This is a genomic window from Thermococcus sp. MV11 (genome assembly GCF_012027285.1).
Taxonomy (GTDB): Archaea; Methanobacteriota_B; Thermococci; order Thermococcales; family Thermococcaceae; genus Thermococcus; species Thermococcus cleftensis.
In genome coordinates this window covers 654,040-668,198 of sequence record NZ_SNUD01000001.1, presented here as the reverse complement: position 1 = coordinate 668,198, position 14,159 = coordinate 654,040, and the positions used below count along the sequence as shown (strand labels likewise).

General features: G+C 56.5%; 17 protein-coding genes. 15 read left to right on the top strand and 2 right to left on the bottom strand.

What is annotated here, in order from left to right; translation table 11 throughout:
* Positions 1–22: 22 nt before the first annotated feature.
* Positions 23–1,282 carry a radical SAM protein gene (locus E3E27_RS03725; RefSeq protein ID WP_167773469.1) on the bottom strand — a complete coding sequence of 420 codons (1,260 nt, stop codon included), beginning with the start codon at positions 1,280–1,282 and terminating at the stop codon, positions 23–25.
* A gap of 188 nt (positions 1,283–1,470) precedes the next feature.
* Here E3E27_RS03725 and E3E27_RS03720 point away from each other — a divergent pair, with 188 nt between their 5' ends.
* The 15 genes from E3E27_RS03720 (at position 1,471) to E3E27_RS03650 (ending at position 12,749) form a co-directional block, all read left to right on the top strand.
* Positions 1,471–1,971, top strand: a complete 501-nt coding sequence (locus E3E27_RS03720; protein WP_014788042.1) for a hypothetical protein — start codon at positions 1,471–1,473, stop codon at positions 1,969–1,971.
* A gap of 295 nt (positions 1,972–2,266) precedes the next feature.
* A complete protein-coding gene (locus E3E27_RS03715; RefSeq protein ID WP_014788043.1) occupies positions 2,267–2,797 on the top strand; it encodes a Na+/H+ antiporter subunit E in 531 nt (176 codons plus the stop codon).
* Entirely contained in the window at positions 2,794–3,048 is a 255-nt protein-coding gene (locus E3E27_RS03710) for a monovalent cation/H+ antiporter complex subunit F (protein WP_014788044.1), read from the top strand. The genes E3E27_RS03715 and E3E27_RS03710 overlap by 4 nt, the downstream gene beginning before the upstream one ends.
* Entirely contained in the window at positions 3,045–3,452 is a 408-nt protein-coding gene (mnhG, locus tag E3E27_RS03705) for a monovalent cation/H(+) antiporter subunit G (protein WP_014788045.1), read from the top strand. Before E3E27_RS03710 ends, mnhG begins: the two co-directional genes overlap by 4 nt.
* The gene (locus E3E27_RS03700; protein ID WP_014788046.1) at positions 3,449–3,733 is read left to right on the top strand and encodes a DUF4040 domain-containing protein; all 285 of its coding nucleotides are present in this window, start codon (positions 3,449–3,451) and stop codon (positions 3,731–3,733) included. The genes mnhG and E3E27_RS03700 overlap by 4 nt, the downstream gene beginning before the upstream one ends.
* Positions 3,734–3,735: 2 nt before the next feature.
* Positions 3,736–4,443, top strand: a complete 708-nt coding sequence (locus tag E3E27_RS03695) for a Na(+)/H(+) antiporter subunit B (RefSeq protein ID WP_014788047.1) — start codon at positions 3,736–3,738, stop codon at positions 4,441–4,443.
* The gene (locus tag E3E27_RS03690) at positions 4,440–4,784 is read left to right on the top strand and encodes an NADH-quinone oxidoreductase subunit K (RefSeq protein WP_014788048.1); all 345 of its coding nucleotides are present in this window, start codon (positions 4,440–4,442) and stop codon (positions 4,782–4,784) included. The genes E3E27_RS03695 and E3E27_RS03690 overlap by 4 nt, the downstream gene beginning before the upstream one ends.
* The gene (locus tag E3E27_RS03685) at positions 4,781–6,268 is read left to right on the top strand and encodes a proton-conducting transporter membrane subunit (protein ID WP_167773468.1); all 1,488 of its coding nucleotides are present in this window, start codon (positions 4,781–4,783) and stop codon (positions 6,266–6,268) included. Before E3E27_RS03690 ends, E3E27_RS03685 begins: the two co-directional genes overlap by 4 nt.
* Positions 6,265–8,109: a proton-conducting transporter membrane subunit gene (locus E3E27_RS03680; protein ID WP_167773467.1), complete on the top strand. Its 1,845-nt coding sequence runs from the start codon at positions 6,265–6,267 to the stop codon at positions 8,107–8,109. The genes E3E27_RS03685 and E3E27_RS03680 overlap by 4 nt, the downstream gene beginning before the upstream one ends.
* The gene (locus E3E27_RS03675; RefSeq protein ID WP_014788051.1) at positions 8,110–9,003 is read left to right on the top strand and encodes a respiratory chain complex I subunit 1 family protein; all 894 of its coding nucleotides are present in this window, start codon (positions 8,110–8,112) and stop codon (positions 9,001–9,003) included.
* A 10-nt stretch (positions 9,004–9,013) separates the two neighbouring features.
* Positions 9,014–9,601, top strand: coding sequence for an NADH-quinone oxidoreductase subunit B family protein (locus tag E3E27_RS03670; RefSeq protein WP_167773466.1), 588 nt, complete (start codon positions 9,014–9,016; stop codon positions 9,599–9,601).
* A complete protein-coding gene (locus tag E3E27_RS03665; RefSeq protein WP_206204769.1) occupies positions 9,592–10,170 on the top strand; it encodes an NADH-quinone oxidoreductase subunit C in 579 nt (192 codons plus the stop codon). The genes E3E27_RS03670 and E3E27_RS03665 overlap by 10 nt, the downstream gene beginning before the upstream one ends.
* A gap of 10 nt (positions 10,171–10,180) precedes the next feature.
* The gene (locus E3E27_RS03660) at positions 10,181–11,365 is read left to right on the top strand and encodes an NADH-quinone oxidoreductase subunit D (protein ID WP_167773465.1); all 1,185 of its coding nucleotides are present in this window, start codon (positions 10,181–10,183) and stop codon (positions 11,363–11,365) included.
* 5 nt (positions 11,366–11,370) lie between these two features.
* Positions 11,371–12,057, top strand: a complete 687-nt coding sequence (gene nuoI, locus E3E27_RS03655; RefSeq protein WP_167773747.1) for an NADH-quinone oxidoreductase subunit NuoI — start codon at positions 11,371–11,373, stop codon at positions 12,055–12,057.
* 98 nt (positions 12,058–12,155) lie between these two features.
* The gene (locus tag E3E27_RS03650; protein WP_167773464.1) at positions 12,156–12,749 is read left to right on the top strand and encodes a DUF996 domain-containing protein; all 594 of its coding nucleotides are present in this window, start codon (positions 12,156–12,158) and stop codon (positions 12,747–12,749) included.
* A 91-nt stretch (positions 12,750–12,840) separates the two neighbouring features.
* Here E3E27_RS03650 and E3E27_RS03645 read toward each other — a convergent pair whose 3' ends face one another.
* On the bottom strand, positions 12,841–14,145 hold the full coding sequence (locus E3E27_RS03645) for a uracil-xanthine permease family protein (RefSeq protein WP_167773463.1): 1,305 nt from the start codon (positions 14,143–14,145) through the stop codon (positions 12,841–12,843).
* Positions 14,146–14,159 lie beyond the last annotated feature (14 nt).

Sequence of the window (14,159 nt, the reverse complement as noted above, 5' to 3'; positions counted from 1 at the left end):
TGGACTTGTGGGCGAAAAAGCGCTAAACGGGTGTTCCGATGTAAATGCCGTGCCTCGTCCTGACTATCCTCACCCTGATCCTGTCCCCCACTTCCGCATCGGTGTTGATGACCTCTATTAGACGGTTCCGGGCTTTGGCCAGCATCTCCCCCTTTATCCTGCCAGGGAGAACCACCTCCGCCCTGACTATCTCCCCGGGCCGGAAGGCGAGCGGAATGAACTCTCTCTTCTCCATGCCGAAGTGCTTCGGCCTCAGGACGAGAGGTCTCATACCGGTCTTCTCTTCGAGTTTCCTGAGCCAGGCGTAGAACTCCTTGAAGGGGACGAGCTTCGCTATCGTTGGGTTCCTGCCGAACTTGTAGGGAATGTAGTTCTGGAAGCCGAGGGCCGGCCAGCGCTTCCCGGCGCCGATTTTCCGTGCAAACTCGATGAAGGCCTCGGCCTCGTCGTCGTTTATCCCGAAGATTATGACCGGAGCGATGAGGACGTCTATCCCAGCGTTCACCAAAGCCTCCGCCATCTCGAGGACGTGCTCGAGGTCGTAGTCCTTCCTGCCCATCAGCATCTTAGCCTTGTCGGGGTCGAGGGAGTGAAGAGATAGGTTCACCCTGTCGAGACCGGCCTCGGCGAGCTCCTCGACAAGCCTGTCGTTGAGAAGCGTTCCGTTACTCTGCATCGAGATAACGGAGACGTTTGGGTGCTCGCGAAGGGCCTGAACAAGTTCGACCCTAAAGGGATATATCAGAGGCTCCCCCTGGCCGTCGATGTGGGCCTCCAAACCCTTACCCTTTATCCTCGCCACGTCATCGAACCACTTCATCAGGTAGTCCACGTCCACGACGTAGTCGAGCTTCCTCGTCCTCGAATAGGGTCCTTCATCGACGGAGCAGAAGATGCAGCTTAAATTACACCCGCTGACACCGCGAATCTGTATGAGGTTCGTTCCCCTGTCTATTAAACCGAAGGCGTTGTAGCCTAAGAGGGGGATTTCCATTCCCTCGTGAATGTACAGTACCTTTCTGTCGGTGTACCTGTTCCTTAACAGCGCCCCCAGGTTGTTCTGAATGTATATCGCCACGAACTTCTCGATTCCGGGGTAGTCAGTGTCGATGACGAGAAGGCCGTTTCTCACGGAGATTTCAGGCCTGACCCTGTACTTTCTCTGTATCACCCTCGCGAGCTCGTCCTTATCAAAGTCCGCGTACAGGGTCTCGCGCCATATCAACCTCACGCTCTCGCCGAGATCCTCGAAGGTGACGTGGGGGAGGTGAACCTCAATCATGTTTCGGGGTTCCCATAGGGGGCTTAAAAACCCGCCGATGGATAAAAAATCCCGCCATTGATGGGTCTTCCGGTTCCCCACTGCCCAAAGATTTTTAAAGGCAGGCCTGTTGCCATCATGCGGGCATGGAAACATTTTAATATTATTGAATTAAACAGTCTAGCGATGGACTAGTGTGGGTGAGGTTAATGTGGGGGAAAATCGAGCATTACTTTGACGAATACCCGGTAAGGAAGCAGATCGCCAAGACGCTTCTCAAGTACGGACTCAAGGTCTCAGATGATCTCAAGATCAAGGCCGGTGACATAGAGGTGCCCTACACCAAGATCGCCAAGGCCCTCGACGTGGACAGAAGGGTTGTGAAAGAGACCGTCGGTATGATACTCAAGATACCCGAGCTGAAGGAGATATACACCAACCTCGAGCCGACGGTCCACATGAAGTACGTCGGTAGGCACGTCGGCTACGGCGTCATCGAGATCGAACCTGAGCCAAGGGCGATAGGAATACTCGCCAAAATAGCCCTCAAGATAGCCGAGCGCGACATCAACATCGTCCAGGTCGTCGCGGAGGATCCGGAGCTCTACCCCGAGGCGACCCTCACGATAATCACCGAGAAGCCCATTCCGGGCGACCTCATCAACGAGCTCTCCAAGCTCGAGGGTGTCAAGAGAATCTCCATCTACTGAGCCCTTCTTCACACCATTTATTAGTTCGCCAAGGTTCTTCTGAGGTTCGATACTAAAACCGCCTTGGTCCCCTGAAAGAAACTGAACAAATTTGGGAAGTGCCAGCTTTAATATGGCAGTGCTCCCTGAAGAACCCTTACTGGCATTAAAGAACAAATCTGATGCCCCCATTTTAACCAAAAGTTTTAAACCTTTGTTCTTCGCAGGTAAGGTTTATAAGTCATTGTTAAAAACCCAAGATTAGCTTCGCTTAACTCTGTTCGGACATGTCCACCAACCGCTGGAGGTTGATGATATGGGAGAGGCAAGCAAAATAAGCAGGTACCTGTACACGGTAATCGTGCTGTTCTTGATATGGCTGGCCATAACGGCCAGTCTGGACCCGCAGGAATTGGGATTTGGTCTGCTGCTGTCGCTCATAGTCGCGGCATTCACCTACGAGATATTCACCACGAGCGGTCTGGCGAACCTCCACCCCAAGAGGATAGCCTACATGCTCGCCTACATACCCTACTTCCTGTGGGCGATGATTAAGGCCAACCTCGACGTTGCCTACAGGGTCCTCCACCCCAAGAGGCCCATAAGGCCAGGAATAGTGAAGTGCAGAACCGTCCTCAACAGCGACGTTGGAAAGCTCTCCCTGGCCAACTCGATAACCCTAACGCCAGGAACCATAACCCTCGACGTCGATGGCGACGAGTACTTTATTCACTGGATATGGGTTCCAGAGGAAGCTATGACCGAGAACGAGGAGGAGCACGTGAAGGTCGCTTCCGAGAACATAACGGTTCCCTTCGAAAAGTTCCTGAAGGTGATCTTCGGATGATAGGGATAAACGTTTACCTCGTGCTTATAGCAATAGCGACGCTCCTCAGCATGTACCGGGTCTTCAGAGGGCCGACGACCGTCGATAGGCTCGTGGCAGTGGATATCATGACCACCATAACAGCCGGCCTGATGGTGCTCTTCGCCCTCTACTACAAGAGAATGATATTCCTCGACGTCGCGCTGGTTTATGCCATACTGGCCTTCGGTGGAGTCATAGCCTTCGCGAGGTACATGGAGGGAGGCCTATGAACGCTTTGACTGCGATAGGGGAGGCCCTCGTGTTGATAGGAACGTTTTTCTACTTCCTCTCAGCCCTGGGTCTCATCAGAATGCCTGACGTTTACAACAGAATGCAGACCTCCACCAAGAGCGCGACGCTCGGAAGCCTCGGAGTCATGGCAGGAGTTGGCATCTGGGCCCTCGGAACGGACTTCGGAAGCGCCGCCTGGCTCACCAAGAGCCTGGTCATAGCGACATTCCTCCTGCTCACCAACCCGATAAGTGCCCACGCCCTCATAAGAGCCGCCTACAAGAGCGGAATCCCCCTCTGGGAGGGCAGCGTCGTTGATAAGTACCGCGAGCACCTGGAGGCGGGGAAGAAGGAAGAAGTAGAGGCCCCCAAAGAAACCCCCGAGGAGGGTGGTGAGGAATGAACTGCATAACATGCATTGAATACATCATAGTCGGCATCATGATAATCTCCGCTGTGCTCGCCGTTGAGTGGAGGGACCTCCTGGCGGCGGCGGTTGGAATGGCGGCGGTGAGTCTCTTCGCGTCGCTGCTGTTCTTCATGCTCCAGGCACCGGACGTGGCGATGACAGAAGCGGCCATAGGTGCGGCGCTCAGCGGTGCGATATTCATCTTCGCCATCAAGAGAACCCAGCGCTTTGAGACGGAAGAGGAGGAGAAGCCCGGCTGGTGGGTGAGGTGGTGAAAATGCTCAAGCGCGCGCTCGCGATAATCACCCTACTCATAATCGGCTACTGGCTCGCCCAGGGGCTGGCGGGCGTTCCGTTCGGCGAGGACAAGATGCTGGTCGGCCAGTACTACCTCGATCACGTTAAAGAACAGACCGGAGCCGTCAATGCTGTAACTGCCGTGGTCGTCAACTACCGTGGGTTCGATACCCTCGGTGAGGTTACCGTCCTGTTTATAGCTTCAACCGGAGTCGGGGCACTCCTCTGGAGGAGGAGAAAAGAGAGGACCGCGAGGACGGAGGGATCGATAGTCCTCACCACTGGAACCAGGCTCCTCGTGCCGTTCGTGATGCTCTTCGGTGCCTACATCTTCATTCACGGACACCTCACCCCGGGCGGAGGATTCCCGGGAGGAGCCACCATAGCGACCGCGTTCCTGCTGCTCTACATGGCGTTCGTTCAGTATGAGATACCCCACAAGGCCTTTGAGAAAGTCGAGGGCGCCGTCGGAGTGAGCTACGTTCTCGTTGGCCTCATAGGCCTTGCCATAGGTGGCTACTTCCTCTACGACTGGATATGGCAGGACTGGGGCTTTGGCACCGAGAACATCGGCAGGCTCCTCAGCGGAGGATTCATCCCCATAATCTACACCATCATCGGCCTCAAGGTCGGCACCGAGCTGAGCGGAATCATCGACAACATGCTCAAGGAGGAGGTGAGCGAATGATTTCAGTCTACTACTTCGGTGCCATCTCCCTCATACTGATAGGCCTCTACGCAGTCCTCGTTAAGAAGAACCTCCTTAAGATGCTCATCGGGCTGAGCATAATGGAGACCGGCGTGAACCTCCTCCTGGTCAGCGTCGGCTACGTTGCCGGAAGGAGCGCGCCCATACTGAGCGAGGGAATCGGGCCGAACCAGGCGGTCGATCCGATTCCCCAGGCGCTGGTTCTCACGGCAATAGTCATAGGCGTTGCCACCACCGCCATGGCCCTTAGCGTCGCCATGCTGCTCTACGAGAAGTACGGAACCCTTAACGTTGAGGAGATAAGGAGGTTGAGAGGATGAACGGGCAGTACGCTTCACTCCTCATAGCATTGCCCCTCATAGGTGCCTTCTTCGTGCCCCTGATAAAGGGCGCCGGAAAGAAGGCCGTTAAGTATTATCTCATAGCTATCACCGCAGTCCAGACCGGAATAGCGGCCTGGGTCTTCCAGCAGGTCTACTCCACCGGGAAGCCGATAATAGTCATGGCCGGCGCCTGGAGACCGCCCGTTGGAATCAACCTCTACATCGGCCACTTCGCGGCTCTCTTCATTCTCATCGTTGCCGCGGTCAGCTTTATGATGGCCGTCTTCAGCCTCAGGGCCATCGAGGTCGAGCCGATAGACAAGTACGCCATGCTCTTCCTCCTGCTGATGCTCGGAGCCACCGGCATGATCGCGACGGGAGACATCTTCAACCTCTTCGTCTTCATGGAGATAACGGCCATAAGCGCCTACGCTCTAACCGCCTACAACAAGACTGGCGAAGCCGCGGAGGCTTCAATGAAGTACATTATCCTCGGAGGAATAGGCTCAAGCTTCTTCCTCATCGGCATAGCCCTCATCTACGGCTCGCTCGGAACCCTCAACATGGCCCAGATAGCCCAGCTCGCCGGTAACATGAACGCCACCGTCGCCCAGGTCGGGCTGGCGCTGGTAATCTTCGGCTTAGCCGTTGAGGCCGAGCTCTTCCCGCTCAACGCCTGGGCGCCAGATGCATACCAGGCCGCGCCGCACCCAATAACGGCCATGTTCTCGGCCTTCGTCGTCAAGGCGGGCCTCTACGCGATGGCCAGGCTGCTTTACCTCATGCAGGCGGTGGAGAGCTGGGGTTCGGTCCTCAAGCTGCTCATAATAATGGCCACCCTCACCGTCTTCGTCGCCGAGTTCGCGGCACTGAGGCAGAGTAACGTCAAGAGAATGATAGCCTACTCCAGTATAGCCCAGATAGGTCTCATAGCCCTCGCTTTCGCCCTCGGGACCCAGAGCGGCGTCGATGCGGGAGTCTTCCACATGGTGAACCACGCCATAGTCAAGGCCCTCCTGTTCCTCGCCGTCGGGCACGTCGCGGTTACCCTCGGCGGGGCGGAGATGGAGAGGTTCGAGGGGCTTGGGAAGAGAATGCCCCTGACGGCCTTCGCCATAACCATCGGAGCCATAGCCGCCGTTGGAATACCACTCTTCAACGTCTTCTGGAGCAAGCTCAGAATCCTCCTCGCCACCCTAGGTGCCGGCTACACTTGGGCTGCCGCGGTCGTGCTCATCGCCAGCGTCGTCGAGGCGGTCTATTACTTCAGGCTCGTCCACCTGATGTGGTTCGCCGGGGAGGGTGAGAGGATAAGCGAGGGACTGGCAATAAGCCTCATACTGCTCTTCCTCGCGGCCCTTGTGGTGGTCATAGGCGTTTATCCGGACTACGCTTGGAGCATCGCCCAGAAGGCAGGAAGCGACATCTTCAACGTGGCCCAGTACATTGAGAACGTTCCACTGATGGGGGTGGGAGCATGATTAACGAGATACTCCTTATCCTCTTCGCTCCCCTCGTAGCGGGAGTCATTGCGTGGGCGCTCGACGTAAAGGGAGTGAGGGAGGCAATAGGGATAATCGGTGCCGCGATCCCGCTGGCAGTGCTGGCCAAGCTCTACTCCCAGGTGCTCGATGAGGCTATCAACTACTCGATCACCGTGAGCGGGTTCACCCTCCAGCTCCAGCTCAACCCGATGAGCTGGTACTTCGCGGTCATCGCTTCGCTCGTCGGCCTGGCAATGGCACTCGGAATGGCCGTGACCTCCAGGAACTCTTACGACTGGCTCTTCGCGCTCATGAGTTACACTGGAGTGCTCGGCGTCTTCCTTAGCCAGGACTTCGTGAGCTTCTTCCTGCTCTGGGAGCTCATGACCTTTGCCAGCTTCATGATGGTGCTCAGGAGGAACAGGCACGAGTCGCTGAAGTACTTCGTTCTTAGCGTCATCGGAGCCTACGCCATGCTCATAGCCATCGGAATGCTCTACGCCAAGACCGGGGCGCTGGATTTCGCCACCATCAGACAGGCCCTCTACATGGACGCCGCCATGGGCACCATAACGACCAGGGAGATGGCGATGATATTCGGCCTCTTCCTCGTTGCCTTCGGTGTCAAGGCCGGAAGTGTTCCGCTCCATGTCTGGGCGCCCGGTGCTTACAGCGAGACGGACCAGAGCTACACGGCCTTCTTCAGCGGTGCCCTCAGTAAGGCAGGGGCCTACGGTTTCCTCCTGCTCTACATACTCATGGGCTACAAGCTCTACGCCGCCTTCGGCACCTTCAACAACCACCTGGTCTTCGCCTACATCATAGCCTGGCTCGGCGCCATAACCGTCGTCGTCGCCGGCTTCCTCGCGGTTCTCCAGGAGGACATCAGGAAGCTCTTCGCCTACTCCTCCATCAGCCAGGTCGGTTACATACTGCTCGCCTTTGGGCTCGGCAGCACCCTCGGCTTTGCGGGAGGTCTCTTCCACGTTCTCAGCCATGCCGTCTTCAAGGGCCTCTTCTGGCTCGTCACGGCCGCGATAATCCTCCAGACAGGCAAGACCCAGTTCAAGGACATGGGCGGTCTGGCGGAAAAGATGCCCTTCACCTTCGCCATGGGTCTCATAGCGGTGCTCAGCCTCGCTGGAATCCCGCCAACGGCCGGCTTCGCGAGCAAGTGGCTCATCTACGAGGCGGCGATACAGGCCCACATGCCCCTCGTCGCTGGGGCCATATTCCTCGGAAGCGGCATAGCCTTCGCATACGTTGTTAGGTTCCTCTACGCGGTCTGGTTCGGCCAGAGGCCCAGCGACCTCGAGGACGTCAAGGAGGCCCCGCTACCGCTCCTCATTGGAATGGCGATACTCGCGATACCGAACCTGGTCTTCGGAATTGCCCCCGGCCTAGTCACCGACTACATCAACAAGATGCTTGGCGGCGAGATAGTGGGCGGCGACTACTACAGGCTCGTCACCCAGACGGGAACCTACAACGCCCTTCTCGTCACCATAGTGCTCACCATCGGCCTCGCCATAGCAGGACTCGTCTACATCTACGGAGCCAGGGCCAGGAAGGTTCCGGTCACCAACACTTACCAGTCCGGTAACCCTGTCACCGAGGAGTACAACCTGAGCATCAGGAAGAACTTCTACAGGCCTCTCGCGGAGGCCCTTGAGTTCTGGCTCAAGTACAGCTGGGACAGGTTCTACGAGCGCCTGGCTTCAATGGCCGAGGACTTCGCTGACTCGCTCAGGGAGAGCTTCTACAACGGAAACGTCCAGAGCTACTCCTGGTACCTGGCGGTAGTACTACTCATACTCGCTCTGTGGGGGGTGCTGTGAATGATAGACTGGAAGCTGATACTTGAAGTCATAGGAATGCTCATCTACGCGACCTTCATGGGTTTCATCTTCATGGGTATTGAGAGAAAGGCAATGGCCAGGATACAGAGGCGCGTTGGGCCGCCGATCTACCAGCCCATCATCGACACCCTCAAACTCCTCGGCAAAAAGGAGAGCATAAGCCACGGCTTCATCTACGACTTCGGGCCGATATTCGCCCTCGGCGCCAGCATAACCGCGCTCCTATTCATACCCATAGCCAACTTCCAGCTCTTCAGCAGCAATGCCGACCTCATCGTCGTCGCCTACCTCCTCGAGGTGCCGATGCTCGGCATAATGCTCGGTGCCATGAGCTCTGGCAACCCCTACTCTGCCGTCGGTGTCCAGCGTGGACTGCTCACCATGGTGGCTATGCAGCTGCCCTACGGTCTGGCCCTGATAGCACTCATACAGTACTGGGGAACCTTCAAGCTTTCAGAGCTAGTCGCCCTCCAGCAGACCCAGGGGTGGAGCATACTCGTTCCCGCGCTCTTCCTGGCGATGATAGTCTTTGACATAGTCTTCCAGGCTATGCTCGGCCTCGAGCCCTTCGACATAATCACCGCCCCAGCGGAAATCTCGATGGGTCCCATGGTCGAGTACGGCGGCAAGCACGCGGCCCTGCTCTTCACCCAGCACGCGGTTCAGCTCTTCGCAGAGACAGCCTTCTTCGCCGTGCTCTTCCTCGGCGGGGCCAGTAACCTCCTTGAACTGCTTGTCAAACAGATAGCGGTGCTATTCATAGCGATATTCGTGGCCAGCATCTACCCGCGCTTCACCATCGACCAGGCGGCCAAGTTCTTCTGGAAGTGGCCGACCATAATGGGAATAATAGCCGTACTGCTGACGATGTGAGGTGGTGTATATGGGCGAGAGAAATGACGATTTCATAACCTACGAGCTCCAGGAGTTCAAGCTCTTCGAGCCCCTGTTCCGGTGGGCCAGGAAGAAGAGCCTCTGGATAGTGGCCTTCTGTACCGGGTGCGGAGGCATAGAGATGCCTCCGCTCTTCACGGCACGCTACGACATCGAAAGGTTCGGTATGATGCCGAACCCCTCCCCGAGAATGGCGGACCTGTTCCTCATTACGGGCTACGTCACTCCAAAGACCCTCAAGAGGATAATCATAACTTACGAGATGATTCCCGACCCGAAGTACATAATCGCCCACGGCTCGTGCCCCATTAACGGCGGTGTCTACTGGGACTCCTACAACGTGGTCAAGCAGCTCGACAAGTACATACCCATCGACGTCGCCATAGCCGGCTGTATGCCGAGGCCGGAAGCTGTTATGGACGGAATCCAGGAGATAATGAGGAAGATCGAGAGCGGGGAAGCCGATGGCTGGAAGAGATATAGGGAGAACTACGAGTGGTACAGGAAGAACCAGGACGAGCTCTTCGGCGAAGGCTGGCGCGAGAGGGACGCCAGGAGGTGGCTGGCATGGATATGAACGAGAAGCCGAAGGTGGAGGAGAAGGAGGTCCAGGAGATGGAAGTCCAAAAACTCCCCGACACCAAGGAGGGCAGGCTTGTCGCCGAGCTGCTCGAAAAGGCCCCCTACGCCGAAGGAAGCGTCAGAAGGGAGAGGAGGATAGAGTTCAGGGTCCCCAAAGATGAGGTGAAGAACTTCCTCAGGCTCGCCAGCGAGAAGTTCGAGATACTGCTTCAGATAACCGTCGTGGACTGGCTCAAGGAGGGCGAGTTCGAGGTAATCTACCAGCTCTGGAGCGTGAGTGAAAACGTTCACGCCATGGTCAGGACGAGGATTCCGAGGGACGATCCAAGGCTTCCGACGGTGATGGACATCTGGCCCGTCGCTGAAACCTACGAGAGGGAGGGCCACGAGTTCTTCGGCGTCATCTACGAGGGCAACCCAAGGCTCGGGCCGTTCATTCTCGAGCCGAGGGAGTACGAGAAGCACCCGCTCAGGAAGGACTTCAACATGCTCGGCTACGTTAAGATGGTCTACGGCGAGGACTTCGACAGGTATGATGAAAGCAAGACCAACTACGTGATATGAGGTGATGATCATGGCGAATTTGGAGGTTCCGAAGGAACTCAGGCAGGAGGCAAAGCAGCACGATATGTACCTTCACCCCATAGACAAGGACACCTACGAGCTGTTCTTCGGCCCACAGCACATGGCGACCGAGAACTTCAGCATAATCCTCAAGATGGACGGCAACAGAATAGAGAAGGCCATAGTAAATCCCGGCTTCCTCCACAGGGGCTTCGAGAAGCTCGCAGAGCAGAGGCCATACTTCACCAACATAGCCCTGCTCCTCCGCATCTGTGTCCCCGAGAGCGATGTGCCGGAGAACATTTACTCCATGGCGGTCGATGAGATAGTGGGCTGGGAGGTTCCGGAGAGGGCGATATGGATAAGAACCACCGTCCTCGAGATGGCCAGAGTTGCAGCGTGGATGTTCTGGATAATGGGATTTGGAAACGAGATAGGTCTCTACACGCCGGGACAGTGGGCGGCAGCTTACCGCGAGCGCTTCATGCGCCTCTTTGAGGAACTCACCGGCGGAAGGGTTTACCACATCTACACAGTTCCGGGTGGTGTCAGAAGGGACATACCGGGGGACAAGTGGCTCCGCCAGCTCCGCGATACGGTGGAGTACATCAAGGGCAAGCTGAAGGACTTCGACGAGATACTCTTTGACAACTACATCACCTTCGAGAGGACTGAGGGCGTTGGGGTCATGGACAAGAAGTTCGCCCTCAAGCACGCCGTCACCGGCCCGAACCTCAGGGCCGTTGGAGTCCCCTACGACGTCAGAAAGGACGACCCCTACTACCTATACCCTGAACTCGACTTCGAGGTGCCAGTTCTCAAGGAAGGAGATAGCCTTGCCAGGGTTCTCGTAAGGAGGTACGAGCTGGAGCAGGACCTCTACATACTGGAGCAGCTCCTTGACATGGGGCCGCCGAGCGGGCCGTACATGGTCAAGGATCCGAAGCTCAAGAACTTGCCGAGGTTCAAGGTTCCGGCCGGAGATGCCTTTGCCCACGTCGAGAGCACCAAGGGCGATTTTGGAGCATACGTCGTCAGCGATGGAAGCCACAAGCCATACCGCGTCCACATTAGAGGGCCAAGCCAGAGCCACGGCGTTACCGTGCTTGAAGAACTGCTCAAAGGCGCGCGCCTTGCCGATGTGCCGGTCATATTGAAGACCCTCGACAACTGCCCGCCCGACATAGACAGGTGATGGCAATGCCGGCGAGAGTAGTGGGTGAGGAAAAGGTCAAGATCAAGAAGTCCTTCGTCAAGCCCTGGATGGGGGTTAAGTACCTCTTCAAGAAGCCGGTGACTATAAAGATACCCTTCGAGAAGATAGACGCCGCACCAAAGTACAGGGGCTTTCACACCCTGGACTGGAAGAAGTGCGTTGGCTGTAACTTCTGCGGCCAGATATGCCCGGCTAGGGCAATAGAGATGACCTGGCTCGAAGTGGACGGAAAGATGGAGAAGAGGCCACACCCGAAGGTGGACTACGGCCGCTGTACCTTCTGCCAGTTCTGTGTTGACGTCTGTCCCACAGGGGCGCTCGGATTCAGCGAGAACTACATACTCACGACGGACGGAACGGAGGACGCGCTGGAACTCTTCGACTGGGTGCCCATTCACCCGGACAAGGTCAGGGAGCTGAACGAGAAGTTCGGTGACTACTACTTCCCAGTCATCAGGATAGAGAAGCTCGAGGACGACACCTACCGCTACCACCTCCGCGATGGTGACGTGATTGAGTTCAAGATACTCGGCTACGGCATAAGACCTCCCAAGAAGCCGGCGGCAAAGCCTGCACAGAAGTCGGTAGAGAAGAAAGAGGCCTCCACATCGGCGAAGAAGGAAGAGAAACCCGCCGAAAAGGCTGAGGCCAAATCAGTGGAGAAGAAGTGATCTTCTTCTTTTCTTTTGATCCCTTAGGTTTTCAGAAGCCCCTATGCTGGCGTAACCTTTTAAAGTGTTAAAGTCCAACAACCTATCGGGGTGATTCCGTGACGGTGAACATTAAGAGCGAAAAGAACTACGGATTGATAGGTTCAGTCCTTGTGATAGTCGGTGGGTTTCTGGGCATAATACCCTACATCGGGATAATAATGAGCACGGTTTCCCTCATTGGGCAGATTCTCATACTCCTCTCCCTCAAGGGAATAAGCGAAAAGCTCGGGGACGACAGGCCCTTTAAGTACTACCTTTATTCAGTCGTCTCGGGTATAGCAGGCGCCATCATCGCGATAGTCTTTATGGCCATTGGAATCCTCTCAATCCCAGCCTTCATCGATGAGGCCGACTCAATTTCCACCGTTGGAATAGCCTTCCTGGGCATCGGCGTCCTTGTCCTGCTGGCCGCGGCGATAGTTGGCATCTACTACGCCATCAAGACCTGGCGCACGATGTACGGGCTGACCGGCGTCGAGGAGTTCGATAAGACCGCGACGTGGATGCTGTGGGGTGCGGTGACCCTCGTCCTCTTCGGTCTCGGACTGATACTCCTCCTGGTTGCGGCCGTCTACCAGATACTGGCCTTTTCCAACCTCCCAGAGGAGATAGAGACTGGGGAGATGGCAACATCTGGCCAGATATTCTGACACTTTTCCATTTTTTGAATAAAGCTTTGAGATCTGAGTAATTATGGTGCCGAGTTCCCTCCCCATTCAAAGGGCAACTAAAAAAGAAGGATCAAATGATCCGATCCAAAACCATCGCGGTCAAAGCTCCAACTGCCATTCCCGATTCAAGTATGATGCTGGCTATCAACCTTGGAAAGCTGGCGAGGAACTCCGCCGGGAGCTGTGGAGCGCCGAGGCCCGCTATAAGCGAAGCGGCCAGTATCAGCGTGTTCCTGTCGTTGAACTCGACCCTCTCCTTTATCAGCCTCAGGCCGGTGACGCTTATCATGCCGTAGAGGGCCAGCGTGAGTCCGCCCAGCACCGGTGCGGGCATTGAGGCGAGAATCCCGGCGAACTTTGGAACCAGTGAGAGGAGTATGAGTATAACCGCTCCCACCTGAACCACGTGCCTGCTGCCCACCTTGGTGAGCGCAACGACGCCTATGTTCTCGGAGTAGCTCGTCGTCCCGCAGGCACCCAGAAGGCCCGCTATCGAGCATGCCAGACCTTCACTTCCTATTCCGCGCGCTATGTGCTTCTCGGTTATCTCCGAACCTGTGACGGTGGCTATGGCGTGATAGTCGCCCACACTCTCGATTATACTCACCATGAAGGCGAAGAGGAGCAGGACTATCGCCGTGGTGTCGAATATCGGCTCGCCCCACGGGAAGGGCCTTGGGACGCTCACGATGGGAAGGCTCCTCACGAGCCTGAAGTCCGTGAGGCCGAGGGGAACGCTCACGGTGTAGCCCACCACCGCCCCCACGACGACCGGCATCGCTTTCAGGCTACCCTTCGCCCGCAGGGCAACGAAGACCGTCGTGAGGAAAGTTATGACCGCGACCAGGGTCGCCCTGACGATGGTCCCCCCGGAGGGATCTGCGTAGAAGTTGAAGAAGTTCTTAACCGCGACGTCGGCCAGGCTAAAACCTATCAGGGTTATCGTAACTCCCGTCACGAGTGGAGTGAAGAGCCTCCGGACCTTACCGATTATCCCGAGCCACCCGATGGCGGCCTCTATCAAACCGCCGACGATCAGTGCGCCCTGGACCGCGGCCATTCCGAGGCTTGAGCCTATTGCTATCAGGCCGGGGATGAATGCAAAGCTTGAGCCCTGCACTATCGGGTAGCGCGAGCCTATACTCGTCTGAAGCAGCGTGGCGATGCCCATCGCCAGCAGAACAGCCTGTATCATGAGAGCAATCTCGGAGCCGCTCAGTCCAACGGCGCCCCCAACGACGAGGGGCACAGTGACGGTGGCACCGAACATCGCGAGAACGTGCTGAAGGCCAAAAACCAAAGCCTTGGAAGGTTCGACCTTATCCTCGATTCCTATTTTCATTACCGGCTTTTCCACCATTTCAAGGGTTTCCATTGAAGCCCGCTCAA